General features: G+C 72.1%; 21 protein-coding genes. 13 read left to right on the top strand and 8 right to left on the bottom strand.

Going from position 1 to position 26,939, the window contains the following annotated elements; genetic code table 11:
* Positions 1 to 11: 11 nt before the first annotated feature.
* The 4 genes from SY2F82_RS00770 to SY2F82_RS00755 all read right to left on the bottom strand — a co-directional run bounded on the left by SY2F82_RS00770 (position 12) and on the right by SY2F82_RS00755 (position 5,518).
* Positions 12 to 1,505 carry an NAD(P)/FAD-dependent oxidoreductase gene (locus tag SY2F82_RS00770; RefSeq protein ID WP_200416950.1) on the bottom strand — a complete coding sequence of 498 codons (1,494 nt, stop codon included), beginning with the start codon at positions 1,503 to 1,505 and terminating at the stop codon, positions 12 to 14.
* A gap of 431 nt (positions 1,506 to 1,936) precedes the next feature.
* The gene (locus SY2F82_RS00765; RefSeq protein ID WP_200416949.1) at positions 1,937 to 2,569 is read right to left on the bottom strand and encodes a TetR/AcrR family transcriptional regulator; all 633 of its coding nucleotides are present in this window, start codon (positions 2,567 to 2,569) and stop codon (positions 1,937 to 1,939) included.
* A 44-nt stretch (positions 2,570 to 2,613) separates the two neighbouring features.
* A complete protein-coding gene (locus SY2F82_RS00760; protein ID WP_200416948.1) occupies positions 2,614 to 4,698 on the bottom strand; it encodes a YhgE/Pip domain-containing protein in 2,085 nt (694 codons plus the stop codon).
* Positions 4,670 to 5,518: an ATP-binding cassette domain-containing protein gene (locus SY2F82_RS00755; RefSeq protein ID WP_236041025.1), complete on the bottom strand. Its 849-nt coding sequence runs from the start codon at positions 5,516 to 5,518 to the stop codon at positions 4,670 to 4,672. The genes SY2F82_RS00760 and SY2F82_RS00755 overlap by 29 nt, the downstream gene beginning before the upstream one ends.
* A 223-nt stretch (positions 5,519 to 5,741) precedes the next feature.
* Between SY2F82_RS00755 and SY2F82_RS00750 the strand changes: the two genes are divergently transcribed.
* From SY2F82_RS00750 to SY2F82_RS00740, 3 genes are all read left to right on the top strand, one after another.
* A complete protein-coding gene (locus SY2F82_RS00750) occupies positions 5,742 to 6,281 on the top strand; it encodes an SAV_6107 family HEPN domain-containing protein (RefSeq protein ID WP_200416947.1) in 540 nt (179 codons plus the stop codon).
* Between the two features lie 148 nt (positions 6,282 to 6,429).
* Positions 6,430 to 7,200 carry a bifunctional 2-polyprenyl-6-hydroxyphenol methylase/3-demethylubiquinol 3-O-methyltransferase UbiG gene (locus SY2F82_RS00745; protein ID WP_200416946.1) on the top strand — a complete coding sequence of 257 codons (771 nt, stop codon included), beginning with the start codon at positions 6,430 to 6,432 and terminating at the stop codon, positions 7,198 to 7,200.
* 277 nt (positions 7,201 to 7,477) lie between these two features.
* Positions 7,478 to 7,861, top strand: a complete 384-nt coding sequence (locus tag SY2F82_RS00740) for a DUF3040 domain-containing protein (RefSeq protein WP_200416945.1) — start codon at positions 7,478 to 7,480, stop codon at positions 7,859 to 7,861.
* A 267-nt stretch (positions 7,862 to 8,128) separates the two neighbouring features.
* On the opposite strand, the gene SY2F82_RS00735 is transcribed toward SY2F82_RS00740, so the two are convergent.
* The 4 genes from SY2F82_RS00735 to SY2F82_RS00720 all read right to left on the bottom strand — a co-directional run bounded on the left by SY2F82_RS00735 (position 8,129) and on the right by SY2F82_RS00720 (position 13,839).
* Positions 8,129 to 10,630, bottom strand: a complete 2,502-nt coding sequence (locus SY2F82_RS00735) for a DUF3488 and transglutaminase-like domain-containing protein (protein WP_200416944.1) — start codon at positions 10,628 to 10,630, stop codon at positions 8,129 to 8,131.
* Positions 10,627 to 11,985, bottom strand: a complete 1,359-nt coding sequence (locus SY2F82_RS00730) for a DUF58 domain-containing protein (protein WP_200416943.1) — start codon at positions 11,983 to 11,985, stop codon at positions 10,627 to 10,629. Before SY2F82_RS00730 ends, SY2F82_RS00735 begins: the two co-directional genes overlap by 4 nt.
* The gene (locus tag SY2F82_RS00725) at positions 11,985 to 13,013 is read right to left on the bottom strand and encodes a MoxR family ATPase (RefSeq protein ID WP_200416942.1); all 1,029 of its coding nucleotides are present in this window, start codon (positions 13,011 to 13,013) and stop codon (positions 11,985 to 11,987) included. The genes SY2F82_RS00730 and SY2F82_RS00725 overlap by 1 nt, the downstream gene beginning before the upstream one ends.
* A gap of 283 nt (positions 13,014 to 13,296) precedes the next feature.
* The gene (locus tag SY2F82_RS00720) at positions 13,297 to 13,839 is read right to left on the bottom strand and encodes a carbonic anhydrase (protein WP_200416941.1); all 543 of its coding nucleotides are present in this window, start codon (positions 13,837 to 13,839) and stop codon (positions 13,297 to 13,299) included.
* A 415-nt stretch (positions 13,840 to 14,254) separates the two neighbouring features.
* On the opposite strand from SY2F82_RS00720, the gene rsmH reads away from it, so the two are divergent.
* From rsmH to SY2F82_RS00670, 10 genes are all read left to right on the top strand, one after another.
* The gene (gene rsmH / locus SY2F82_RS00715; protein WP_200416940.1) at positions 14,255 to 15,211 is read left to right on the top strand and encodes a 16S rRNA (cytosine(1402)-N(4))-methyltransferase RsmH; all 957 of its coding nucleotides are present in this window, start codon (positions 14,255 to 14,257) and stop codon (positions 15,209 to 15,211) included.
* 106 nt (positions 15,212 to 15,317) lie between these two features.
* Positions 15,318 to 15,908, top strand: coding sequence for a septum formation initiator family protein (locus SY2F82_RS00710; protein WP_200416939.1), 591 nt, complete (start codon positions 15,318 to 15,320; stop codon positions 15,906 to 15,908).
* A 5-nt stretch (positions 15,909 to 15,913) separates the two neighbouring features.
* Positions 15,914 to 17,866, top strand: a complete 1,953-nt coding sequence (locus SY2F82_RS00705) for a penicillin-binding protein 2 (protein WP_308437736.1) — start codon at positions 15,914 to 15,916, stop codon at positions 17,864 to 17,866.
* Between the two features lie 229 nt (positions 17,867 to 18,095).
* A complete protein-coding gene (locus SY2F82_RS00700) occupies positions 18,096 to 19,616 on the top strand; it encodes a UDP-N-acetylmuramoyl-L-alanyl-D-glutamate--2,6-diaminopimelate ligase (protein WP_200416937.1) in 1,521 nt (506 codons plus the stop codon).
* Positions 19,617 to 19,620: 4 nt separating this feature from the next.
* Entirely contained in the window at positions 19,621 to 21,036 is a 1,416-nt protein-coding gene (gene murF, locus SY2F82_RS00695; protein ID WP_200416936.1) for a UDP-N-acetylmuramoyl-tripeptide--D-alanyl-D-alanine ligase, read from the top strand.
* Positions 21,033 to 22,106: a phospho-N-acetylmuramoyl-pentapeptide-transferase gene (gene mraY / locus SY2F82_RS00690; protein WP_200416935.1), complete on the top strand. Its 1,074-nt coding sequence runs from the start codon at positions 21,033 to 21,035 to the stop codon at positions 22,104 to 22,106. Before murF ends, mraY begins: the two co-directional genes overlap by 4 nt.
* Positions 22,088 to 23,518: a UDP-N-acetylmuramoyl-L-alanine--D-glutamate ligase gene (gene murD / locus SY2F82_RS00685; protein WP_200416934.1), complete on the top strand. Its 1,431-nt coding sequence runs from the start codon at positions 22,088 to 22,090 to the stop codon at positions 23,516 to 23,518. The genes mraY and murD overlap by 19 nt, the downstream gene beginning before the upstream one ends.
* Before the next feature lie 117 nt (positions 23,519 to 23,635).
* Positions 23,636 to 24,985, top strand: a complete 1,350-nt coding sequence (gene ftsW / locus SY2F82_RS00680; protein WP_200416933.1) for a putative lipid II flippase FtsW — start codon at positions 23,636 to 23,638, stop codon at positions 24,983 to 24,985.
* 6 nt (positions 24,986 to 24,991) lie between these two features.
* A complete protein-coding gene (gene murG, locus SY2F82_RS00675; protein ID WP_200416932.1) occupies positions 24,992 to 26,083 on the top strand; it encodes an undecaprenyldiphospho-muramoylpentapeptide beta-N-acetylglucosaminyltransferase in 1,092 nt (363 codons plus the stop codon).
* 23 nt (positions 26,084 to 26,106) lie between these two features.
* The gene (locus SY2F82_RS00670) at positions 26,107 to 26,892 is read left to right on the top strand and encodes a cell division protein FtsQ/DivIB (protein ID WP_200416931.1); all 786 of its coding nucleotides are present in this window, start codon (positions 26,107 to 26,109) and stop codon (positions 26,890 to 26,892) included.
* Positions 26,893 to 26,939 lie beyond the last annotated feature (47 nt).

Raw genomic sequence — 26,939 nt, 5'->3', positions numbered from 1 at the left:
CCCCGGGTCGGTCACTGGGAGCCCCGGAAGTCCGGCCCCTCCACGATGAGCCCGGCCACCAGGGCGCCCGACATGCCGGCGTGGGGGAGACCCCCACCGGGGTGGGACCAGCCGCCGACCGTGAACAGGCCCGGTGTACGGGTGCTGTTGGACGGCTGCAGCAGACGGCCCCCGGCCGCGGCGAGAGCCGGCGCCGGCACCGCGCCGCCGGGCGCTCCGGTGTCCTCGGCGACATCGGCGGGCGTGCGCACCTCTCGCCACAGGACACGGTCGGCCAGGCCGGGTATCGCACGCCCGGCGGCGGCGACGATCCGGTCCACGTCGGACTCGGAGACCTCCAGTCCCTGGGGCACCGTGACCGTCAGCGTGACCGCCTCGTGCGCCGTGTCGGGCACCAGCGCGGGGTCGTCCGGGCGCAGCACGGCCACCGTCGCGGAGGCCGGAAGCCCGGCGGACTCCCCGAACAGCCGGTGCAGCTCGCCCTCGCGGTCGGCCGTGTGGACCACCGTCCGGTGCGCGGCACCCTCCGGCCGGCCCCCGCGCAGCGCCAGGAACACCGTCAGCCGGCCGGGCATCCCGCGCTGCGGCGCGACCTCGTCCGCAGCGCGCGCCGCCGTCCCCGGTACCAGGCGGTCCAGGACGGCGGGCGCGACCCCGGCCACCACGTGGTCCGTCTCCGCCGTGACACCGTCGGCCAGCTCCACCCCCGTCGCGCGGCCGTCCTTCTCGACGATCCCGGTGACCTCGGTCCCGAAGACGAACTCCACCCGGCGGGCCAGGCACCGCTCGTACACGGCGCGCGCCAGCTCCCGCATCCCGCCCCGGACGTACCACATTCCGAAGGCGTGCTCCATGTACGGCAGCACGGCCGCGCTCGCCGGCGTCGTCCGGGGGTCCAGGCCCCAGGCCAGGGCGTGGCTCTCCAGCACCGCCACAAGGCGCGGATCGCGCAGCTCCCAGGCGCCGACCTCGGCGAGCGTGCCGGCCCGGCGCGTACGCAGCAGTCGCTTGTGCGGCACAGCCGGATACGGCTCCTTCTCCGCCAGCACCTGCCAGTCGGGCCACAGCGGCTCCTCCAGGAGCGGACGGCGCGTACGGTCCCAGGCCTCGCGCGCCCGTACCAGGAAGTCGCCCCAGCGCCCGCCCGCTCCCGCACCCAGCGCCGCGTCCAGCGCGGACACCACCCCCGCGCGCGAGGCGTTGGGCAGTGCCACCTCGGTGCCGTCCGCGAAGACGTGCCGTGACGACGGGTCCACCTGGACCAGTTCGACGCAGTCCTCCAGCGGCTCCTTGCCCGTCTTGACGAACAGGTCGCGGTAGACCGCGGGCAGCGGCAGCAGGCCCGGGCCGGTGTCGAAGGAGAAGCCGTCGCGCGAGAAACGGCGCACCGCACCGCCGTACGTCTCCGTACGCTCGTACACCACCACCCGGTGGCCCGCGACGGCCAGCCGGGCGGCGGCCGCCATCGCGCCCATCCCGGCGCCGATCACCGCAATCCGTGCCATGCCTGCGACCTTATCGGCCGCCGCCGACAATCCGGCCGCGGGCCTGTGACCGGCGCTTTCCGTGCATCCGTGCCGTGGGGGTGAGCACTCAGGGCCTGAGTATCCGTACCTAGCCGGAGAGATGAGTAGCTGCGCGGATGGGGTCAGGCCCGCCCGGACGAGACAGTGGAGGCACGGAAAGGGGCACGGCTCCGGCACCGCCGACACGGGGCGGCGGAACGGTGCCCGCCCTCGACCGCTCCTTCCGCCGGCACTTCTGCGGCGGAAGCGAGGCAGGGGGAGACCCGGGGGAAGGACCGAACGGGGGTCACGGGGGCACGACGGAGTGCCGGTTCGAGGGGGCGCGCCAAGGCGCGGCCACCACGAACCGGCGCTTTCGTCTTGCCGGGCGCCATCGATCGTCCGAGCGCCCCGACGGCCGTCCGGGCGCCCTACCGGCCGCCGCTCACGCGCCCCTGGATCAGCCGCGACAGCGCCGCGTGGACGTCGTCCAGGGAGCGCTCGGGCTGGAACGACTGCCAGTCCAGCGCCGCCACCAGCACCATGCCGACCAGGGCCGCGGCCGTCAGCGGGACGTCGATCTCGTCGCTGAACTCGCCGCTTTCGACACCTGCGCGCAGCACGTCCTCGATGGCCGCGACGACCTGCTGCCGGACCACCATGAGCGTGGACTGCCAGGCCCGGTTGGTGCGCCACAGCTCGGCCACGTACAGCTGGGTGAAGGACGGGTAGCGGGCGATGAAGGCCAGCCCGGCGCGGATCATGGCGTCCAGCGCGTCCACCTTGGTACCGCCCGCCCGGTCGCTCTGCTCGGCCGCGTCCCTGAGGGAGGCGGTGAGCAGCCCCACACCGTGCCGCAGCAACTCCTCGAAGAGGACGGACTTGCTCGCGAAGTTGTAGTAGACCGTGCCCTTCGCGACCCCGGCCCGCTCGGCGATCTCGTCGACGGTGGTCGCGGAGAAGCCCTGCTCCGCGATCAGGGTGACGGCCGCCTCGTAGAGCTTCTGCCGGGTCGCCTCGCGGCGGCTGGAGCCGCCCGACGTAGCGGCGCTGCTGCGTTCCATGGGCCTGATTCTCACAGGAACGGCCCGGCGGGATGGCCCGGACCTCACAGGTTCAGCTCCGGGTGCAGCCTGTCGAGCGTCCACACCTGCCTGCGCCGGGCCGACAGGGCGGTCAGCGCGAGGGCGCCCGCGGTGAACGCCGTGAGCACGGCGCACGCCTGCCACACGGGACCGAGGCCGCCGCCCGTGATGAGCCTCCGCAGCGCTTCGACGACGTAACTCATCGGCAGGAAGGGGTGGATGGCGTTGAAGAAGCCCGGAGAGGTCTGCACGGGGTAGGTACCGCCCGCGGACGTCAGCTGGAGCATCAGCAGGGCGAGGACGAGGATCCGGCCCGCCGCCCCGAAACGCGCGTTCAGCCACTGGACGAGCGCCGCGAAGCACGCCGCCACCAGGAACAGGAACCCGATCGTCCCCGCCGCGCGCGTCATCTCCAGGCCGATCGCCCAGTGCAGCACGGCCATCAGGGCGGCCGTCTGCAGCACGCCCACGGCGGCCACCGGCAGCCAGCCCGCCAGCGCGATCCGCCAGGCGGAGGCGCCCGCCGCGAGCGCGCGCCGGTTCATCGGCGGCATCAGCATGTACGCCACCATCGCGCCCACCCACAGGGACAAGGGGATGAAGTACGGGGCGAAACCGGTGCCGTAGTTGGGCGCGTGGTGCAGGTCCCGGGAGGCGAGCTGCACCGGGTCCGCCATGACCTGGGTGCGCCGGTCGCGGTCCTGCTTGTCGTAGTCAGGGATCTTGCCCGCGCCGTCGTGCAGCCCGCCGGCGAGCTTCCCGGAGCCGTCGGCGAGTTTGTACATGCCGCCGTTCAGGTCGAAAGCGCCCGTCTCCAGCTTGCCGATGCCCGAGTCCAGGTCGGCCACCCCGGCCCGGGCGGTGCCCAGGCCGGTGTGCAGGGTCCGGGCGCCCTTGGCGACCTCGGCGGCGCCCTTGTTGAGCGCGTCCACCTTGGAGACCGCGTCGTCGAGGTCGCCGGACAGGTGCGGTGCGGCCTTTGCCAGCGCCCGGGCCTGCTGCTGGAGGGTCTTCAGGTCCTGCCGCATCGCGGTCATGTCGCCGTGGTAGTCCCGCACCACGGTGTTCACGTCCTTGGCGAGCCGTGCGGCGTCCGCGGCGGCGTCCTTCGCCTTCTTCAGGTCCGCGCACGCGGGGTCGGGCAGGACCTGGCTCACACAGCGCCTCTCGTACACCGCGTCCAGCGTCTCGGACGCTTCACGCGTGCCCTTCTCGGCGACGGGGGCCGTGGTGACGAAGGCGTCGAGGTGCCCGCTGATGACGCCCGCCGAGTCGGCCACCAGGGTCGCGGTGTCGGCGATCTGCCGTCCGTCCTTCTTCAGGAAGGGCCGCACCTGGTCGGCCGCGCCGTGCACCCGGTCGGCGAGCGCCTGGGTGCCGTCCGCCACCTGCTGGGCGCCGTCCTGGAGGGCGCCCGCACCCTGGTCGAGCTTCGTCAGGCCGCTCGACAGCTTTCCGCTGCCGCTCTTGGCCTCCTTCAACCCGTCGGCCAGGTCCTTGGCGCCCTTCTCCGCCTTGCCGATCCCGCCCGTGAGCTGGTCGGCGCCGTCGGCGGCCTTGACGGTGGCCCCGTGGATGTCCGAGAACGAGATGAAGATCCGGTCGAGGAACGACCGCGACGTCTTGGTGGAGGCAGCAGCGCGCACCTCGGCGAACACCGTCTTGGAGATCTGCCCGACGATGTAGTTGTTGGCGTCGTTCGTCCGCACCTGAAGGGCGCCCGTCTCGGGGGAACTTCCGGAGCTGGAGGCGATCTTGGCGCTGAAGTCGGACGGCATGGTCAGCGACAGGTAGTAGGTGCCGTCCTCGACGCCCTTCCTGGCTTCGGCGGCGCTCACCCGGTGCCACTCGAAGGTGTCGCTCTTGAGCAGGCCCTTGACGAGGTCGTCGCCCGCGGTGAGCCTGCGGCCGGCGACGGTCGTGCCCTTGTCGTCGTCGACGAGCGCCACGGGGATGCGGTCCAGCCTCCCGTACGGGTCCCAGAACGACCACAGGTACAGGGCGCCGTACAGCAGCGGCAGCAACAGGAGCGCGACCAGCGCCGCACGCGGCAGCTTTCCCCTGCCGAACCGCCTGAGCTCAAGCGCGGCCAGTCTCGGCGAGCGCATCCGCCGTCTCCTTGTCGTCGTCGCCGTCTTCGGTCGGCTCGTCGGGGGTGGTCTCCTCGCGCGCGTGCCGCGCGCCGGGGGCCGTCGACACCACGACGGCGTCCTCGGGGGCCTCGGCGCACACCGCGAGGACGGTCGTCCCGTCCTCGGTCAGCGACCTCAACAGGCCCCAGGCCTCCGCCCGTTCGGCGGGGGACAGTTTCAGGTCGACGTCGTCGACGGCGAGCAGGCGGGGCCGGCCGATCAGGGCCAGCGCCACGGACAGCCGCAGGGCCTCCAGTCGCTCCAGGTCGCGTACGGCGGTCCGGCGGCCCTTGGGCAGCTGTTCCGGGTCGAGTCCGGCGGCGGCGAGGGCGGTGTCGATCCGGCGTGCCGTCTCGGCCGCCCTCCCGCCCCAAGCTCTCGACTTCGCTCGAGCAGGGGGTACCCCCATGCTCCTGGGCCGCAGCAGCGCCCGCAGGGAGTCCCCGAACCGGCTTTCCAGCAGGGCGTGTTCGCGCAGGTGCTCGCCCACGGTCAGGGCCGGGTCGAGGTCGGTGACGCCGGGCACGTGCGCGAGCGCGCTGATCCGGCGCACGGCGGACATCTCCTTGGGCAGCCGGTGCCCGCCGACCGCGGCCCGTCCCTCACTCGGCCTCATCCGTCCGGTGAGCGCGAGCAGCAGACAGGTCCGGCCGGAGCCCGAGGGGCCCTCGACGGCGATGAGCGAGCCGGGCTCCGCCTCGAGGCCGACGCCCCGGAAGGCCCAGCCGCGCGGTCCCTTCAGCCCGAAGCCGGCGGCGCTGACGGCGACCCCGGCCGCCGTCCCCTGCATGTCCATGTCCCCCCTCGTTCCCCTGGGTGGGGCACCCAGTCCCGGGGTCCGGTCACAGGACCCCGGTAACTCGGTTTTTGAACTGACTGGTCAGTGCAAAAACTACTCCGAACCTCTGAGCGAAGCAAAAGAGCAGGTCAGAACGGATTGTCAGTGCCATACCCCACGATGGGCACATACGGCAGCCCGTATCAGGGCGTGCCGTCACACAGACGACAGGAGGTTCGTCATGGCCAGTCACCACGCAGCCGCCGCACGCCGGCGCCGCGCCACCGGCCCTGCCCCCTCACTGACCGGCCCGGCGAGCGACGTGCACCCCGTGCTGCGCCGGGCCACGGCCCCGCCCGCCGCGCTCGACCTGCTGGCCCAGGCCCGCGCCGCACTGGAGGAGGCCACCCTTCTCGAAACGCCGAACGAGCGGTACGCGACGGCCCACCTGGCGGCCCTGCGCACCGCCGCCGCCGTGCTCGCCGCGCGCGGGCGCCCGGAGCCGACCGCGCGGCGCCGCGCGAAGATCCGCAGCGCCTGGGAAGTGCTCCCCGAGATCGCACCCGAACTCACCGAGTGGAGCGCGCTGTTCGCCTCCGGCGCCGCCCGTCGCGCCCGCGCCGAGGCCGGCATCCGCGGCGCGGCCGGCACCCGGGACGCGGACGACCTGATACGGGACGTGGCGATGTTCCTGCGCCTGGTCGAGCGGATGCTGGTGCTCCAGCCGGTGCTTCCGCAGCCGCGACAGGAGGCGGAGCGGGAGATGCCGGACGCGGGGTGAGGATCCGGGTGGGGTGAGGGGTCCGGGGCGGGGACGGAGGCAATAGGGTGGAGGCGCCTGAAGTCTTTCGCCCTGGTAACAGGGGTCGGAAGGCCGTCCGATCGCTCCGCCGAACACCAGGCGGTGCCGCGCCGAGGAGTCAACTGCCGTGTCGGACCCCACTCGCCCCCGCGCGTCTCTCCGTACCGCCGTGGTCTGGGAGGTCCTCAAGGACGCCCTCGACCGCCGGGTCAAGGCCACGGGGCGGGACGTGCTGGACGTCCTCGACACCGGCGGCGGCAGCGGCAACTTCGCCGTGCCCCTCGCCCGCCTCGGCCACCGCGTCACCGTCGTCGACCCCAGCCCGAACGCGCTGTTCGCGCTGGAGCGCCGGGCCGCCGAGGCCGGTGTCGCCGACCGGGTGCAGGGCGTGCAGGGCGACGCGCACGGCCTGTTCGACGTGGTCGAGCGCGGCGGCTACGACGTGGTGCTGTGCCACGGCGTCCTGGAGTACGTCGACGATCCCGCCGAGGGCGTCCGCAACGCCGTCGCGGCCCTGCGCCCCGACGGTGTCCTCAGCCTGCTCGCCGCGGGCCTCGGCGGTGCCGTGCTCGCGCGGGCCCTCGCCGGGCACTTCAAGGAGGCCGGCCAGGCGCTGCAGGACCCGAACGGCCGCTGGGGCGAGGGCGACCCCGTACCGCACCGCTTCACCGCCGAACAGCTCACCGCACTCGTCCAGGACGCGGGCCTGAGCGTGGGCGCGGTGCACGGCGTGCGGGTCTTCGCGGACCTGGTGCCCGGGGTGCTGGTGGACACCGAGCCGGGCGCGCTGGAGGCGCTGCTCAAGCTGGAGGCCGCGGCGGCCGAGTCCCCGGCGTTCCACTCGGTGGCGACGCAGCTGCACGTGCTGGGTGAGACCACAGGGGCCGCCGAGTCCTGAGCGGCCTGTTCGCGGCGCCCCGCTGATCAGCGGCTTGGCGGCGGATGGAGTACGCCACAGGCCCCCCGATCGGGCGGTCCGCGCCGTATGATCGAGGGAGACCGACCGGCATGACGGGTCGGCCGCTGGGGAATGAAGATCTCAGTGAGCCGGGACGGGCGTGGCGGATTCCGGTTGGCCAATTGGCGTAGAGGGGCGGGTTTCAAGGGGGCGATTCCCTGCCTATCCTGAAGGGGACCCCCGGTCGCCCCGGCGACTGCACGATGAGGAGGACTCCGTGCCGCTCTCGGAGCACGAGCAGCGCATGCTCGAGCAGATGGAGCGAGCGCTGTACGCCGAAGATCCCAAGTTCGCGTCGGCGCTTGAGGGAAGCGGGCTGCGTACGTACACCCGGCGGCGGGTCTACCAGGCGGTCGCGGGCTTCCTCGTGGGTATCGCGCTCCTCATGGCCGGAATGGTCGCGAAGCAGATCTGGATCAGCGTGGTGGGATTCCTCGTCATGCTGGGCTGCGCGGTGCTCGTGGTGACCGGCTGGCGCAAGGTTCCCAAGCCGGGTGAGCAGGGAGCGCCGGGCATCCGCCGACAGGTGCGTCAGCGACGCTCCGTGATGGACCGCATCGAACAACGCTGGCAGCGCCGACGGGACGAACAAGGCCAGTAGCCGCAGACGTGACGCAACAGGGGCGACCGGAAGGTCGCCCCTGTTTTTGTGCCCGTACCCCTACCGGCCCTACCGGCCTTGGCGGGCCGCAGCGGCGAGCCGGTAGCGCCTGCAGGCCCGGCCCGGAGACGTCGTGCGACCGACGGCGAGGCCGCTGGGGTGCCCCTTCAGGCCGTTGAGGGGTGGGGTCGCCGTCCCAGGCCATCTGCGCCGAGCGCAGTCCCGGGGTGCCGCCCGCCCCGTCGACAGGGCGGGCGGCACCCCGTGTCAGCCCCCTTGCTGCTCCGACGGGCGGCGAGTCAGGGCCGCCCAGCGGGTCGCCCAGCGCGTCCTCAGGTCGGCCCAGCGGTCCCCCGCCGCCCATACGGCGCGCATCGCCGAGGGAGGGGCCACTATCGCGCGGAGGCGGGTGCGGCGACCGGCCGTGGAGCGCAGGGACACTCGCAGCTTGCGCACGTCGTCCACCAGGCCCGTCTCGGACCGCGGCTCCGGCGCGTACAGCACCTGCTCCACCGCGCCCGCCACCCGGTGCACGGACCCGGCCGTCTCGGGATCCAGCCGGCCCAGCCGCACGATCCGCTCGGCCGCCTTCCGCGGCGTCAGCGCGTCGTCCGGCGCGATGCCGTAGTCCCACGCCGTGTCCGTGAGCTCCCGCCAGACGGCCAGGGTGTGCCCCACGGCCACCTCGGTCGCCCGGCTCGAGGCGGTCTCACCGGGCAGCACCGTCATCCCGATCTCGTCCGCATACCGCTCACCGCCGCGATCCCTGCGGCGGACGCGGGCGAGCGGCTGCGCGGACGGGGCGTGCTGGGCGGAGGCCAACCGCACCGACCGGCTCCTGAGCCGCCACAGCATCGGCGTCAGCGGCACCGCCACCAGCACCAGACCCAGCAGCGCCCACAACAGCACGCGGTACCACGGCGGCCCGTCGTCGCCGGAGCCCGCAGCGATCTGCGAGGACTGACTCGGGCATCCCTCGATCTTCCGCAGGGCCGCCGAGCAGCTCTCGCTCGCCGACGGCGCGGTGGACGGCGCCGTCGACGACGACAGCGACGGCCGCGGCACCACCGGAATCTCCCCGGTCGGCGTGTTCGACTGCGTGTAGGACGGGGTCGAGCCCCGGTTCGGGGTCGGCTCGAAACGGGTCCAGCCCACGCCCTCGAAGTACAGCTCAGGCCACGCGTGCGCGTCCCGCAGCCCCACCGACATCGATCCGTCCGCCTGCGGCGACCCAGGGGTGAAGCCCACCGCGACCCGCGCCGGTATCCCCAGCGTCCGCGCCATCGCGGCCATCGCGAAGGAGAAGTGCACGCAGAAGCCCTGCTTGTCCCTGAGGAACCGGGCGATCGCGTTCGGTCCGGTGCCGACCTGCACCTGCGTGTTGTAGGTGAAGCCGCCGTCGACCGCGAAGTAGTCCTGGAGCTTGACCGCCTGCTCGTAGTGGTTCGACGACCCTGCCGTCACCCTGCGGGCCGTCTCTGCCACCACGGCGGGCAGCGAGGACGGCACCTTCGTGAACTCGTGCTTCAGCGACGCCGACGGCTCAGGGGCATCGGCCAGCTGCTCCGCCGTCGGCTGCACGATCAGACTCTTGACGTCGTACTGCACGCCCCGCGTGTTCTGCCCGTGGTCGCCGACGAGCGTGCGGCCCACCGGCTCGTACCGCCAGCTGCCCTTGATCTTCACGCTCGTCGCCGGGTACGGCATCGGCAGCCAGTCCTGCGCGTACCAGTCCGCCGCCGAGATCCGCGTCTCGATCTCGGTCCGCCGCACGCCGCCCGCGAGTCCGGTCGGCGTCGGGAACGAGTCCGGCACGGAGGTGATGTGCCGCTGGGCGGGCTTCCAGGTCGTGCCGTCGAAGTCGTCCAGGGCCACGATCCTCAGGTACATGTCCTGGGTGTCGTCCGTGTTGGTGCGGTACGCCATGACCTGGCGGTCCTGGTCCACGTTCAGGCTGTCGCGCAGCGACACCAGCGGGTTGACCGCGGAGATCGTGTTGCCGTCGCCGAGCCCCGCGCCCACCCCGGCCCCGGTGCCGTCCAGCAGCCCGCCCGGCAGCGAGGGCAGGGCCAGTGGCACCACCAGGGCGATGCCCAGCGCCACCGCGCCGATCCGCCGCCCGGTGCGCACGGGAGCCACCGCGCCCCCGGAGTCCCCGCCTCCCTGGCGCGGGGCGCCTGTGAAGACCCGCCCCCACTGGGACAGCCGGTCGCGGCCCTCGGCCAGCAACAGCATCAGATAGCCGCCCGAGGCCACCAGGAACCACACCCAGTCGGCTCCGCCGTGCGACAGGGCCGTCGCCACCGCGTACAGCGCGAGCAGTGGCAGTCCGGCCGGGGCCGCCGTGCGGAACGTCACCGCCAGCGCGTCCACCAGGAGTCCGATCAGCAGCACCCCGCCGACCATCATCAGCCGGATCCCGGGCGTCAGCGGCGCCGGGCTCGTGTACCGCCCGACGTCGTCCCTGCCCGACTGCAGCAGCTCCCCGAAGTGCTGGAAGGCGTCGGGACCGGGGACGAACCCGGCCAGGGCCTGCTGCCGGGCGAAGACCAGCGTGAGCAGCAGCAGGGCGACCACCACCTGGCAGGCGAGGGTCAGCGGACGCGCCAGCGGCACCCGCCGGGTCGCCGCGCCCACCCCGGTCACCACCGCCACCAGCATCGCCGCCTGGAACAACCAGGTGGTCGGGCTCACCAGCGGCAGCAGGGCGCACGACGTCATCAGCGTCGCCGCCGCGGCACACAGCGCCAGACGCGCCCGCCCGCTCATGACCGTCCCTCCGCGCCGCTCAGGGCGCCCACGCCCGTGTGCTGCCGGTCCGCCTCACGCCACAGCTCCGTCAGGGACCCGCCCCGGGGCACGGGCACGGCGGTCCAGCCCGCCTCGCGCAGCAGCCGCAGCCGCTCCCCGCTCCGGTCGCCCGGGCCCGGCACATCGGTCGGTTCCCGCCCCCAGTCGTCGCTGTCCAGCACGAACGCGAGCGCGCCGCCGCTGCGCCCGCTCATCTTGGCGGCCATCGCGGTCTGCTCCTCGTCGAGATCGCCGAAGAACGCCACCAGCAGCCCCTCGTTCCCGCCGCGCAGCACGTCGTAGGCGCGCGAAAGACCCGCGCCGTCCGAGTGGTCGATCACGGCGAGTGTGTCCATCATCAGCCCGGCCGCGTCCGCGGATTCCTGGCTCGCACCCGCGAACCCGTCCGCGCCCTCACCGGGCACCGAACTGCCCGTGTCGGTCAACAGCCGCACGGAGAAGCCCCGTTCGAGCATGTGCACCAGCGCGGACGCCGCGCCCGTCACCGCCCACTCGAAGGCCGAGTCCGGGCCGGCGCCCTGGAAGGCGATCGCCCGGGTGTCGAGCAGCACCGTGCACCGGGCCCGCTGCGGCTGCTCCTCCCGGCGCACCATCAGCTCGCCGTAGCGCGCGGTGGAGCGCCAGTGCACCCGGCGCAGGTCGTCGCCGTACCGGTACCCGCGCGGTATCACGTCGTCCTCGCCGGCCAGCGCCAGCGAGCGCTGCCGCCCGTCGCCGTACCCCTGCGACTCGCCCGCGAACCTGACCGGCGGCAGCGGCTCCACGCGCGGGATGACCGTCAGGGTGTCGTACGTGGAGAAGGAGCGGGTCAGCTCGCACATCCCGAAGGGGTCGGTCAGCCGCAGCTGGAGCGGGCCCAGCGGGTACCGGCCACGCAGGTCCGAACGCACGCGGTAGGACACCTCGCGGCGGCCGCCCGCCTCCACCCGGTCCAGGACGAACCGGGGGCGCGGCCCGAGGACGTAGGGCACCCGGTCCTGGAGCATCAGCAGCCCGGTGGGCAGCCGCGAGACGTTGTCCATCCGCAGATGGACCCGCGCCTCGGACCCCGCGGGCACCCGCGAGGGGGACAGACGGCGGCTGCCCGCGACCCGGTAACGCGTGCGGTACAGCACGGTGGCGCACGCCAGGGGCAGTACCGCGAGCAGGATGCCCACCCGCAGCAACTCGCTCTGGCCGAGCACGTAGGCGCAGATGGCGGCGGCCACACCGGCGGCCAGGAAGGACCGGCCGCGCGTGGTCAGCCCGGCGAGCGCGGCGCGCAGTCCGCCCCGGTCCTCCTCGGCGGTGCGCGCCGTCCCCCCGTGGCTCATCAGAGCCTCCGGGGCGGCTGCTGGCCGAAGCCGCGACCCATGGTGAGGCCGGGCTGCTGCTGGGGCCCGGCGGGCACGGGGGTGCTCTGCAGGATCTCCTGCACGACCTGTTCCGCCGTGCGGCGGTTGAGCTGGGCCTGGGCGGTGGGCAGCAGCCGGTGGGCGAGGACCGCCACGGCGAGCGCCTGCACGTCGTCCGGCAGCGCGTACTCCCGGCCGGCCAGGGCGGCGGAGGCCTTCGCCGCGCGCAGCAGGTGCAGTGTGGCGCGCGGCGAGGCGCCGAGTCTGAGGTCGGGGTGCGTGCGTGTGGCGGCGACCAGGTCCACCGCGTAGCGCCGGACCGTCTCGGCGACGTGGACACCGCGGACGGCCTCCACCAGCTTCACGATCTCGTGAGCGTGCGCCACCGGCTGGAGGTCGTCCAGGGGGCTGACGCCGCCGTGGATGTCGAGCATCTGCAGTTCGGCCTCGGGGCTGGGGTAGCCGATGGAGACACGGGCCATGAAGCGGTCGCGCTGGGCCTCGGGCAGCGGATAGGTGCCCTCCATCTCGACCGGGTTCTGGGTGGCGACCACCATGAAGGGGCTGGGCAGTTCGTACGTCTGGCCGTCGATGGTGACCTGCCGCTCCTCCATCGACTCCAGCAGCGCGGACTGGGTCTTGGGCGAGGCGCGGTTGATCTCGTCGCCGATCACGATCTGGGCGAAGATGGCGCCCGGCTTGAACTCGAAGTCCCGCCGCTGCTGGTCCCAGATGGACACGCCCGTGATGTCCGAGGGCAGCAGGTCGGGCGTGAACTGGATGCGCCGCACCGAGCAGTCGATGGACCGGGCCAGTGCCTTGGCGAGCATGGTCTTGCCCACGCCGGGGACGTCCTCGATCAGAAGGTGCCCCTCGGCGAGCAGCACGGTCAGCGAAAGCCGTACGACCTCGGGCTTGCCCTCGATCACTCCTTCCACCGATCTGAGGACGCGCTCCACAGTGGCGGTCAGATCAGTGAGGCTCGCTCGATCGTCATAGGTCGTCACCCGGCCCTCCTCGGCCCGTTCTTTCTCCGGGCCGACGCTCTGCTGTGCGGACCGGCCCACCCCGAAACACGGACACCACGCGTGGGAAGTTCCGCGTGACGCCACAACCCGCAATCTTGCCGCCGTTACCGATTCGTGTCACTCGCCTGTGGATAACTGGCCGCGATATGTCGGCCTTACGGGCTTTTTGACGCACCAGGGCCGGGATCTTTGTCCGAATGGACTTTTCCCGTCGGCACGCTGACGGCGGGTGGAGTACGGGGTGGGAGCCCGGAACGTGCCGTTACGCCGGATCGATCTCCCGCAGTCGGCCCGTCTTCACATCGAACACGAAACCGCGCACGTCGTCCGTGTGCACCAGGAACGGCGAGGTGCGCACCCGCTGCATCGACTGCCGCACGTCCTGGTCCACGTCGCGGAACGCCTCGACCGCCCAGGAGGGCCGCTGGCCGACCTCCATCTCCAGCTCGTGCCGGAACTCCTCGGTCAGCGACTCCAGGCCGCAGCCCGTGTGGTGGATGAGCACGACGCTGCGGGTGCCGAGCGCCCGCTGGCTGATGGTGAGGGAGCGGATCACGTCGTCGGTGACCACGCCGCCCGCGTTGCGGATGGTGTGACAGTCGCCCAGCTTCAGGCCCAGCGCGGCATGCAGGTCGAGGCGTGCGTCCATGCAGGCCACGACCGCGACGCCGAGCACGGGACGGGCGTCCATCCCGGGATCGGTGAAAGCGGTGGCGTAGCGCTGGTTGGCCTCGACGAGGCGCTCGGTGACGGAGCCCACTATGGCGCCTTCGGGACCGGCGGGTACGGATGCGGAAGTCGTCATACCCATGACGTTACTGGTCATCGGCGATCTCGGCCCGCTGTGGACAGGGACAAAAAACGCCACGGCGGCATGTTGTGAGGTAATCCACACGTGACGCGAAACATCCACCGGATGGGTGAATGCTTTCGAATCCTCCCGCCGTGGCGGGCGGTGGCGCCACACACAGGCCCATTGATTGACCGCGAGACAGGGTGGACTAAAGTGACGCGAAGCGGGAGGCGAGACGCTCTCCCCGCCACTGTTCACCCGGAGACGTCGGCGGACGCCGATGACTCCCCGCGTGCGCGGCGCGTACGTACGGCTCGGCCTCCTCCCGCTCCCGGTCGGCTGACGCTTCCGGCGCCGGCAGGCCGCCTTGTGAGCGGGCGGGGACCTGGCGGTGCGATGCGGGCCGCGCCGGATCTGAGAGGCCCCCTTGTCCCAGAGTCGACACGTGCCCGTCATGCTCCGGCAGTGCCTGGACATGCTGGCCCCGGCCCTCGACGAGCCGGGAGCCGTCGTCGTCGACTGCACCCTCGGGCTCGGCGGCCACAGCGAGGCGCTCCTGACGCGGTTCCCCGAAGCCCGGCTCATCGGGCTGGACCGCGACAAGGAGGCGCTGCGCCTGTCCGGGGAGCGCCTGGCCCCCTTCGGTGACCGCGCCACTCTGGTGCACGCGGTCTACGACGAACTGCCCGACGTCCTCGCCCGGCTGGGCGTTCCGCGCGTCCAGGGTGTGCTCTTCGACCTCGGCGTCTCCTCCATGCAACTCGACGAGGCGGAGCGCGGTTTCGCCTACGCCCAGGACGCCCCGCTCGACATGCGCATGGACCAGACGACGGGCATCAGCGCCGCCGAGGTCCTCAACACCTACCCGGCCGGCGACCTGGTGCGGATCCTGCGAACGTACGGCGAGGAGAAGCAGGCCAAGCGGATCGTGTCCGCGATCGTGCGCGAGCGTGAGAAGGAGCCGTTCACCAACAGCGCGCGGCTGGTGGAGCTGATCCGCGACGCGCTCCCGCAGGCGGCCAAGCGAACCGGCGGCAACCCGGCCAAGCGCACCTTCCAGGCGCTGCGCATCGAGGTCAACGGCGAGCTCGCCGTTCTGGAACGGGCGATTCCCGCGGCCGTCAAGGCGCTGTCCGTCGGCGGCCGGATCGCCGTCCTCTCCTACCACTCGCTCGAGGACCGCCTGGTCAAGCAGGTGTTCGCGGCGGGGGCGGCGAGCACAGCGCCCCCCGGGCTGCCGGTCGTCCCCGAGCGCTACCAGCCCCGGCTCAAGCTCCTCACCCGCGGTGCCGAACTTCCCACCGAGGAGGAGATCGCCGAGAACCGCCGGGCGGCCCCGGCACGTCTGCGTGGTGCAGAGCGCGTCCGTGAGGACGTCGAGTGAGCCAGGGCACCGAGTGAGCCGTACGACAACCGAGTGAGGCGCACGAAAGGGGTGGGCGAGTGAGCAGGGGACGCGAGGAGGGTGTGGAAGCGCGGCGGGAGGGCCTGTGAGCGGCAAACCCGAACTCAGGGGCCGGGCAGCCCGGCTCGCCCGGCTGATCCCCGCCGGCGGCAGCCGGGCCGCCCGCACCCCCTTCGTGCTGCTCGTCGTCCTGCTGCTCGGCGGCGGCCTCATCGCGCTCCTCATGCTGAACTCCGCGCTCAGCGAGGGCGCGTTCAAGCTCGACGACCTGCAACGGCAGACCAAGAACCTCACCGACGAGGAACAGGCCCTCCAGCGGGACGTGGACGCCTACTCCGCGCCCGACGCGCTCCAGCGGCGGGCCCGCGAACTCGGCATGGTCCCCGGCGGCGACCCCGTCTTCCTGAACCCCGACGGCACCGTCAAGGGCGTCCCCGGGCCCGTCGGTCAGCAGGCCTCGGCGAGCACCGCCGCCGTGCGCCCGCCCGAGGCGCTCGGCACCAGCCCCAGCCCGGCGGCACCGCCGTCGCCGTCCCGCTCCACCCATCCGGCCGCCGCCCGCACGGCCGCGTCGTCGACCCCGGCCGCCCGCACGGCTGCGTCGTCGACCCCGGCCGCCCGGACGGCCGCGTCCCCGACTCAGCCCGTACACCCCTCCCCGACCCCCGGCAGGTGACGGAAGTGTCCGACAGGGAACCGCCGCGCCGTCGCGTGCCCGGCCCCGCCCGGCCGGTGCGCCCCGACGCCCGGCGCCGCCCGGGCCCCGGCGCCCGCCCGGCACACCGCCCGGCCCCGGCCCGCCGCCCCGCCCCGCGCACCATCCGGCTCGGCAGCCCCCGCCCCCGGCTGCGCCTGATCGGCCTCGCACTGACCCTGGTGATGACCGCCTTCGTCGTACGGCTGCTCCAGGTGCAGGCCGTGGACGCGAGCGCGTACACCGCCAAGGCCGACCAGAACCGCTACGTCGGCCGCACCCTGGCCGCCGTCCGCGGCGAGATCACCGACCGCAACGGTGTCGAACTGGCGAGCAGCGTGGACGCGTACGACATCACGGCCGACCCGACGCTCTTCACGCCCCAGGCCACCAAGGTGGCGGACGCCCCCGAGCAGGCAGCCGCGCTGCTCGCGCCGATCATCGGCCAGGACACCGCCGAGGTCGCCAGGAAGCTCAAGACCCCGGACACCCAGTACGTGCTGCTCGCCCACCGCCAGACCCCCCAGGTGTGGAAGCAGATCAAGGATCTGAAGAACACCCTCGCCGCCAAGGCGAGGACGGACCCGAACACGGCCAACGTCCTCGCCGGCGTTCTCGCCGAGCCCACCAACAAGCGCGTCTACCCCAACGGCGACCTCGCCGCCGGGGTACTCGGCTGGGTCAACGCCGACGGCAAGGGCGCCGGCGGCATCGAGCAGCAGATGAACCAGGAACTGGCGGGCAAGGACGGCAAGATCCGCTACGCCCAGTCCGGCGGCCGTCTGGTGCCGACCGCGGGCTCCGCCGAGACACCCGCCGTGGCCGGTTCCGACATCGAACTGACCCTCGACCGGGACATCCAGTGGGCCGCCCAGAGCGCCATCACCGAACAGGTGAAGAAGTCCGGGGCGGACCGCGGGTACGTCGTGGTGCAGGACACCCGGACGGGCCAGATCCTGGCCCTGGCAAACTCGCCCGGCTTCGATCCCAACGACCTCGCGCACGCCAACGCGGCGGCCCTCGGGAACGCCGCCGTGCAGGACGCGTACGAGCCCGGCTCCACCGCCAAGGTCATGACCATGGCGGCCGTGCTCCAGGAGAACGCCGCGACCCCGCTGACCCACGTCACCGTGCCCAATCGGCTGCACCGGGGCGACCGGCTCTTCGCGGACGACGTCGACCACAAGACGTGGTACCTGACCCTCAACGGCGTCCTCGCCAAGTCCAGCAACATCGGCACCATCCTGGCGGCCGGCCAGCTCGGCAGGACGCAGGCGCAGGCGAACCAGGTCCTCTACTCCTACCTGCGTAAATTCGGCATCGGCCGCCCCACCGGGCTCGACTTCCCGGGTGAGACCGCCGGCATCCTCGCGCCGGCCGCCAAGTGGTCGACCTCCCAGCAGTACACGATTCCTTTCGGCCAGGGCGTGTCGATCAACGCGGTGCAGGCCGCGTCCGTCTACTCGACCATCGCCAACGGCGGCGTGCGCGTCGAGCCCACCCTGGTGCGCGGCACGAAGGGCCCGGACGGCCGCTTCACCCCGGCCCCGCAGCCCGAGAAGACCAGGGTCGTCAGCGACAAGACGGCGAAGACGCTCGCCCAGATGCTGGAGGCCGTCGTGGACGACGGGCAGGGAACCGGCAGCAAGGCGCGCATCCCCGGCTACCGGGTCGCGGGCAAGACGGGTACGGCCAACCGCGTGGATCCGGCCACCGGCAGGTACCGCGGCTACACGTCCTCCTTCGCCGGCTTCGCCCCCGCGGACAACCCGCGCGTCACCGTCTACTGCGCCATCCAGAACGCCACCAAGGGCAGCTACTACGGCGGCGACATCTGTGGCCCGGTCTTCAAGCAGGTGATGGAGTTCGCCCTGAAGACCCTCCAGGTCCCACCCACCGGAGCCGCCCCAGCGAACCTGCCCGTCACGTTCACGCCATGATCAGCTCTACGAAGCACTACGGGAAAGACCGACGAGGAACCAGCTCGTGACAACGAACACTCCCGATCCCGGGAACCACACCCCGCCCTCGCCCACCCGTCTCCCACCACCGCCCTTGTCGGACCGGGCTTCGCGCGGGCTCCCTTTTCGCCCCCCGGGGGGTGCGCCGGGTACGCTCACCGCCGTGCCACACGCTGATCAGTCCCCCACCACTCAGAAGGGCGCTTCCGTGACATATCCGGGACCGCCCAGGCCGCAGCACGTCTCCGCCACACCCCTCGCGGAGCTCGCCGGCCAGCTGGGTGTCACCGCCCCGGAGGGCGTCGCCGAGGTCACGGGCATCACCCACGACTCGCGCGCCGTGCGTCCCGGCGACCTGTACGCCGCCCTGCCCGGCGCCCGAGCGCACGGCGCCGACTTCGTCACCCAAGCCGCCGGACTCGGCGCGGCCGCCGTGCTGACCGACCCGACGGGCGCCGAGCGCGCCACCGCGACCGGCCTGCCGGTCCTGGTGGTCGACGACCCGCGCGCACGGATGGGCGAGCTGGCCGCCACGATCTATGGCCACCCCGGCCGTGACCTGCTCCAGATCGGCATCACCGGCACCTCCGGCAAGACCACCACCGCCTACCTCGTCGAGGGCGGCCTGAAGACGGTCCGGTCCACCGGACTCATCGGCACGGTCGAGATGCGCATCGGTGAGACCCGCATCAAGTCCGAGCGCACCACCCCCGAGGCCACCGACCTGCAGGCCCTGTTCGCGGTCATGCGCGAGCGCGGGGTCGAAGCCGTCGCCATGGAGGTCTCCAGCCACGCGCTGGTCCTCGGCCGCGTCGACGGCTGCGTGTTCGACGTCGCCGTCTTCACCAACCTCAGCCCGGAACACATGGAGTTCCACTCCGACATGGAGGACTACTACCGGGCGAAGGCGCAGCTGTTCACGGAGAAGCGCAGCAGGCTCGGTGTGGTCAACCTCGACGACGAGTACGGCCGCAGGCTCGCCAAGGAGGCCGGCGTCCCGGTCGTCACGTACTCCGCCGTGGGCCACCCGGACGCCGACTGGCGTGCCGAGGACGTCCACATCGGCCCGCTGGACTCCACGTTCACCGTGATCGGCCCCAAGGAGCAGCGGATCGCCGCCAGGTCGCCGCTGCCGGGCCCGTTCAACGTGGCGAACACCCTCGCCGCGATCGTCGCCCTCGCCGAGGCCGGGCTGGACCCGCAGACCGCCGCCGACGGCGTCGCCGCCGTACCGGGCGTCCCCGGGCGCCTGGAACGCGTGGACGCCGGGCAGCCCTACCTCGCGGTCGTCGACTACGCCCACAAGACCGACGCCGTGGAATCGGTGCTGCGCGCCCTGCGCAAGGTCACCGAGGGCAGGCTGCACGTCGTCATCGGCTGCGGCGGCGACCGTGACACCACCAAGCGCGCCCCGATGGGCGCCGCCGCGGCCCGGCTCGCCGACACCGCCGTACTGACCTCCGACAACCCGCGCTCCGAGGATCCCCTCGCGATCCTCGCCACCATGCTCCAGGGCGCCGCGTCCGTGCCCGCGCACGAGCGCGGCGAGGTCCAGGTCTTCGAGGACCGGGCCGCCGCCATCGCAGCCGCCGTCGCCCGCGCGCGGCCCGGGGACACCGTGCTCGTCGCGGGCAAGGGCCACGAACAGGGCCAGGACATCGCCGGAGTGGTCCGTCCCTTCGACGACCGCCAGGTGCTTCGCGAAGCTATCCAGAACACCCAGGGATGAACTTGTGATCGCCCTCTCCCTCGCCGAGATCGCAGAAGTCGTCGGCGGGCAGACGCATGACATACCGGACCCGTCCGTCCAGGTCACGGGGCCGGTCGTCCGGGACTCCCGCGAGGTGGGGCCCGGTTGCCTCTTCGTCGCCTTCGTCGGCGAACGCGTGGACGGCCACGACTTCGCGCAGACGGCCGTCGAGGCCGGTGCCGCCGCCGTCCTGGCATCACGCCCCGTCGGCGTGCCCGCGATCGTCGTGGACGACGTCCAGGCCGCCCTCGGCGCCCTCGCGCGTCACGTCGTCTCACGGCTGGGGGCGACCCTCGTGGCCCTCACCGGCTCCGCGGGCAAGACCAGCACCAAGGACCTCATCGCCCAGGTGCTGCGGCGCAAGGCGCCGACCGTGTTCACACCCGGCTCGCTCAACAACGAGATCGGGCTGCCGCTGACCGCCCTCAGCGCCACCGAGGACACCAGGTTCCTCGTCCTGGAGATGGGCGCCCGCGGCATCGGCCACATCCGCTACCTCACCGAGCTGACCCCGCCGAAGGTCGGTGTCGTGCTCAACGTCGGCTCCGCCCACATCGGCGAGTTCGGCGGCCGCGAACAGATCGCACAGGCGAAGGGCGAACTCGTCGAGAGCCTGCCCTCCTCGGACGCCGGCGGCATCGCGGTCCTCAACGCCGACGACCCGTACGTGCGTGCCATGGCCTCCCGTACGAAGGCGAAGGTGATCCTTTTCGGAGAGTCCGACGAAGCGGACGTACGCGCCGAGAACGTGAGACTCACGGACAGCGGACAGCCCGCCTTCAGGCTTCACACACCCTCCGGTGCATCCGATGTGACCATGCGCCTGTACGGTGAGCACCACGTGTCGAACGCGCTCGCCGCGGCCGCCGTCGCCCATGAGCTGGGCATGTCCGCAGACGAGATCGCCGTCGCGCTCTCCGAGGCGGGCTCCCTCTCCCGCTGGCGGATGGAGGTCACCGAGCGCCCTGACGGCGTGACCATCGTCAACGACGCCTACAACGCCAACCCGGAGTCCATGAAAGCCGCCCTGCGCGCGCTGGCCGCCATGGGCCGGGGACGGCGGACCTGGGCGGTGCTCGGCAAGATGGCCGAGCTCGGGGACGAGGCGCTCGCCGAGCACGACGCGGTCGGACGGCTCGCCGTCCGGCTCAACGTCAGCAAGCTCGTCGCGGTCGGGGGCAGGGAAGCGTCCTGGCTGCAACTGGGCGCATATAACGAGGGTTCGTGGGGTGAGGAGTCGGTGCACGTGTCCGACGCACAGGCGGCGATCGACCTGTTGCGCAGCGAGTTGCGCCCGGGAGACGTCGTACTCGTGAAGGCGTCCCGGTCGGTCGGGCTCGAGAGCGTGGCGCAGGCGCTGCTCGAGACCGGTGCCGAGGGTGAGGTTGCCGCCCGATGATGAAGCAGATCCTGTTCGCAGGAGTCATTGGCCTCTTCCTGACCCTGATCGGCACCCCGCTGCTGATCAAGCTGCTGGCCCGCAAGGGCTACGGTCAGTACATCCGCGACGACGGCCCGCGCGAGCACCACAGCAAGCGCGGTACGCCGACCATGGGCGGCATCGCCTTCATCCTGTCGACGATCGCCGCGTACTTCCTGTCGAAGCTGATCACCGGCTACCCGCCGAACTACTCAGGGCTGCTGGTGCTCGCGCTGATGGCGGGCATGGGCCTGGTCGGCTTCCTCGACGACTACATCAAGATCGTCAAGCGTCGGTCGCTCGGTCTGCGCGCCAAGGCCAAGATGGCCGGACAGCTGATCGTCGGCGTCGCCTTCGCGGTGCTGGCGCTGCAGTTCGCCGACAGCCACGGCAACACCCCGGCCTCCACCAAGCTCTCCTTCGTGCAGGACTTCGGCTGGACCATCGGCCCGGTGCTGTTCGTCATCTGGGCGCTGTTCATGATCCTCGCCATGTCGAACGGCGTGAACCTCACCGATGGTCTCGACGGCCTCGCCACCGGCGCGTCCGTGCTCGTGTTCGGCGCGTACACGTTCATCGGCGTCTGGCAGTTCCAGGAGTCCTGCGCCAACGCCATGACGCTGACCAACCCGTCGGCCTGCTACCAGGTGCGCGACCCCCTCGACCTCGCCATCGTCGCCTCCGCGCTGATGGGCTCCTGCCTGGGCTTCCTGTGGTGGAACACCTCACCCGCCAAGATCTTCATGGGCGACACCGGGTCGCTCGCGCTGGGCGGCGCGCTGGCCGGCCTTGCGATCTGCTCCCGCACCGAGCTGCTGCTCGCGCTGCTGGGCGGCCTGTTCGTGCTGATCACCATGTCCGTCGTGATCCAGGTCGGCTCGTTCCGCCTCACCGGCAAGCGGGTCTTCCGGATGGCGCCGCTCCAGCACCACTTCGAGCTCAAGGGCTGGTCCGAGGTCCTGGTGGTGGTCAGGTTCTGGATCATCCAGGGTATTTGCGTGGTCGTCGGACTGGGCATCTTCTATGCAGGATGGGCAGCGGAAAAGTGACCGACTGGCAGGGCAAGCACGTCACCGTCGCCGGGCTCGGCGTCTCGGGCATCCCGGCGGCCAGGGTGCTGCACGGTCTCGGCGCGGTCGTGACCGTCGTCAACGACGGCGACGACGAGCGGGCCCGGGCCCAGGCCGCGGAGCTGGAGGCGCTCGGGATCACGGTCCGGCTCGGCGACGGCGAAACCCTGCCCGAGGGCACCGAGCTGATCGTCACCGCGCCGGGCTGGAAGCCGGACAAGCCGCTGTTCGCCGCCGCCGCGGAGGCGGGCGTGCCGGTCTGGGGCGACGTCGAGCTCGCCTGGCAGCTGCGCGGCCCCGACGCCGCCCCCTGGCTCGCGGTCACCGGCACCAACGGCAAGACCACGACCGTGCAGATGCTCGCCTCCATCCTGAAGGCGGCGGGCCTGCGCACGGCCGCCGTCGGCAACATCGGGGTCTCCCTGCTCGACGTCGTCCTCGGCGAGGAGAAGTACGACGTGCTGGCGGTGGAGTTGTCGAGCTATCAGCTCCACTGGGCCCCGTCGCTGCGCGCCCACTCCGCCGCCGTACTGAACCTGGCGCCCGATCACCTCGACTGGCACGGCTCGATGGAGGCCTACGCCAAGGACAAGGGCCGTATCTACGAGGGCAATCGGGTCGCCTGCGTCTACAACGTCGCCGACAAGGCCACCGAGGACCTGGTGCGCGAGGCGGACGTCGAGGAGGGCTGCCGGGCCGTCGGCTTCACGCTGGGCACGCCCGCGCCGTCCCAACTCGGCGTGGTGGACGGCATTCTGGTGGACCGCGCCTTCGTCGAGGACCGGCAGAAGAACGCGCAGGAGCTGGCGGAGGTCTCGGACGTCAACCCGCCCGCCCCGCACAACATCGCCAACGCCCTTGCGGCGGCGGCCCTCGCGCGCGCCTTCGGGGTGCCCGCCAAGGCCGTACGGGACGGCCTGCGCGCCTTCCGGCCGGACGCGCACCGCATCGCGCACGTCGCGGATGTGGACGGCGTCGCGTACGTCGACGACTCCAAGGCCACCAACACGCATGCCGCTGAAGCCTCGTTGGCGGCCTATGAGTCGATCGTGTGGATCGCGGGCGGGCTCGCCAAGGGGGCGACCTTCGACGAGCTGGTCGCGGGCGCGGCCAAGCGGCTTCGGGGTGCGGTGCTCATCGGTGCGGACCGGGCGCTGATCCGTGAAGCCCTCGCGCGACACGCGCCGGAAGTACCCGTGGTGGACCTCGAACGGACCGACACTGGGGCGATGCGGGCGGCTGTGGCCGAGGCGCGGAGGCTGGCGCATGCGGGTGACACCGTGTTGTTGGCCCCTGCTTGTGCCTCGATGGACATGTTCGCCAACTACAACAAGCGTGGGGATGCGTTCGCGGAGGCCGTTCGCGAACTCGGTGAGGGCGCGGGCGCCTGACGCCGGGCCTCGGCCGCCGCCGGTGGCCTGGGGATCCTTGGAGGACGCGTGAGTCATATGTGGCTGGTGATTCGTCGGCGGCGGTCCGCCGGTGTCACGGCGACGATGAGGTGACCGGTGGCAGCCAGTAGCCGTACCACGCCGCGTGCGCCCAAGCGCCTCCCCACCGCCCCGCCGCCGCGCGACAACGCCCTCACCCGGCTCGTCGCGCAGGCGCGGCGGGCCTGGGACAGGCCCCTCACCGCCTACTACCTGATCCTCGGCAGCAGTCTGCTGATCACGGTGCTGGGTCTGGTGATGGTCTACTCGGCCTCCCAGATCACCGCGCTGCAGATGTCGCTGCCCGGGTCGTACTTCTTCCGCAAGCAGTTCCTGGCGGCCGCGATCGGGGCCCTGCTGATGCTCGTCGCCTCGCGGATGCCCGTGAAGCTGCACCGGGCGCTGGCGTACCCGATCCTCGCCGGTGCCCTCTTCCTGCTCGTCCTGGTGCAGGTGCCGGGGGTGGGCGTGTCGGTCAACGGCAACCAGAACTGGATCTCGCTGGGCGGCTCCTTCCAGATCCAGCCCAGTGAGTTCGGCAAGCTCGCGCTCGTGCTGTGGGGTGCGGACCTGATCGCGCGCAAGCAGGACAAGCGGCTGCTCACACAGTGGAAACACATGCTGGTGCCGCTCGTTCCGATGGCGTTCCTGCTGCTCGGACTGATCATGCTGGGCGGCGACATGGGTACGACGATCATCCTGACCGCGATCCTGTTCGGACTGCTGTGGCTGGCCGGGGCGCCCACGCGGCTGTTCGCCGGCGTGCTGGGCGTCGCCGTGGTGCTCGGCGCCCTCGCCATCGAGAGCAGCCCGCACCGCCTGAACCGCCTGGCCTGCATCGGCGCGACCGATCCGGGTCCGAACGACATCTGCTGGCAGGGCGTGCACGGCCTCTACGCCCTCGCCTCGGGCGGAATCTTCGGTTCCGGGCTCGGTGCCAGTGTGGAAAAATGGGGGCAACTCCCCGAGGCGCACACAGATTTCATCTTCGCCGTCACCGGTGAGGAACTCGGCCTCGCGGGCACGCTGTCGGTACTGGCCCTCTTCGCGGCTCTAGGCTATGCGGGTATCCGCGTGGCCGGACGCACGGAGGATCCCTTCGTGAGGTATGCCGCGGGAGGCGTGACCACCTGGATCATGGCCCAGGCCGTGATCAACGTCGGTGCGGTGCTCGGCCTGCTGCCGATCGCCGGCGTCCCGCTCCCGCTGTTCTCCTACGGAGGGTCCGCCCTGCTGCCGACCATGTTCGCCATCGGGCTGCTGATCGCCTTCGCGCGCGACGAGCCCGCTGCGCGGGCGGCGCTTGCGATGCGGCAACCCCGCTTTGGTAGAAAGCGGGCGGGAGGCTCCGTGTCTGACCGGGGGCCTCGGAGATGGAACACGATGCGACGGCGTGCCTCGGCGGCGCGTTCGTCCGGAGAGCGGTGAATTTCGGTGCATGTCGTACTCGCCGGTGGGGGGACCGCCGGCCACATCGAGCCCGCGCTCGCCCTCGCGGACGCCCTGCGCAGGCAGGACCCGACCGTGGGGATCACGGCCCTGGGCACGGAGCGAGGGCTGGAGACCAGGCTCGTCCCCGAGCGGGGCTATGAACTCGCGCTGATCCCCGCCGTCCCCCTGCCGCGCAAGCCGACCCCCGAGCTGATCACGGTCCCCGGGCGGCTGCGGGGCACGATCAAGGCGGCCGAGCAGATCCTCGAGCGCACCAAGGCGGACGCCGTCGTCGGCTTCGGCGGCTATGTCGCACTGCCCGGTTACCTGGCCGCCAAGCGCCTCGGCGTGCCGATCGTCATCCACGAGGCCAACGCACGCCCCGGCCTCGCCAACAAGATCGGCTCGCGGTACGCCGCCCAGGTCGCCGTCTCCACTCCGGACAGCAAGCTGCGCGGCGCCCGCTACATCGGCATCCCCCTGCGCCGCTCCATCGCCACCCTGGACCGCGCCGCCGTACGGCCCGAGGCCCGCGCCGCCTTCGGTCTCGACCCGAACCTGCCGACGCTGCTGGTCTCCGGCGGCTCGCAGGGCGCCCGCCGGCTCAACGAGGTCGTCCAGCAGGTCGCCCCGTACCTCCAGCAGTCCGGCATCCAGATCCTGCACGCGGTCGGCCCGAAGAACGAACTGCCGCAGGTGCACCAGATGCCGGGGATGCCGCCCTACATCCCGGTAAGTTATCTGGACCGGATGGACCTCGCGTACGCGGCGGCCGACATGATGCTCTGCCGCGCGGGCGCGATGACCGTCGCCGAACTCTCCGCCGTCGGGCTGCCGGCCGCGTACGTTCCGCTGCCCATCGGCAACGGCGAACAGCGGCTGAACGCCCAGCCGGTGGTCAAGGCCGGCGGCGGACTGCTGGTCGACGACGCGGAGCTCACGCCCGAGTGGGTCCAGCAGAACGTCCTGCCGGTGCTCGCCGACCCGCACCGGCTGTACCAGATGTCCCGTGCCGCCAGCGAGTTCGGCCGCCGTGACGCCGACGAACTGTTGGTCGGCATGGTGCACGAGGCGATCGCCTCGCGCCGCCAGTGACAGCTTGAGGGAAGGCAGGAACCGTGGCCGGACCGACGACCGCCGAGCGCGGTGAGCGGAAGCAGGTTCGGCCCGGCCCGCCCAGGCCGTCCCGCCTGAGGCGGCTGCGCGCCCTTCGTATGCTCATCATCCTTTCGCTCGCGGTGGTGTTGGCGGTCGGCGGCTCGCTCTGGCTGCTGTACGGCTCCCCGTGGCTGCGCGTGGAGCGCGTGTCCGTCTCCGGAACCCGGGTGCTGACCGCGGCGCAGGTGCGCGAGGCGGCCGGAGTGCGGATCGGATCGCCGCTGATTTCCGTCGACACCGAGGCGATCGAGGCGCGTCTGCGCCGGAAACTGCCCCGAATTGACACGATTGACGCCGTCCGCTCCTGGCCCCATGGAATCGGGCTGAAAGTGACTGAACGTACTCCGGTTCTGGTTATCAAAAACGGCGGAAAGTTCGTCGAAGTGGACAGGGAAGGTGTACGGTTCGCCACGGTTTCGCAGGCCCCGAACGGCATCCCGGCCCTGGAATTGACGGTGTCCAAGTCGGCCGGCTGGCGCCGATTCGGCACCGACCGGATGCTTCGCGAGGCCGCCCTCGTGGCCCAGGACGTACCGGCCGGCGTCAAGCGGGACGTCCGGACCGTCAGAGTCCGTTCCTATGACGCCATCTCGCTGGAGTTGACCGGGGGACGGACCGTGCTGTGGGGCAGCAGCGAGAGGGGCCGCGCGAAGGCCGCCGCGCTCACCGCGCTGATGAAAGCCGCGTCCGGCGCGCGTCACTTCGATGTCAGCGTCCCCACCGCCCCGGCGTCATCGGGGAGTTGACGCACATCCGCGCAGGCCAGCACCCTGGTTGGGCACTGCTACGGCTG

The organism is Streptomyces sp. Y2F8-2 (assembly GCF_014905555.1).
In the GTDB taxonomy this organism is placed as follows: Bacteria; Actinomycetota; Actinomycetes; order Streptomycetales; family Streptomycetaceae; genus Streptomyces; species Streptomyces cynarae.
This window is presented reverse-complemented; position numbering and strand designations above follow the sequence as displayed.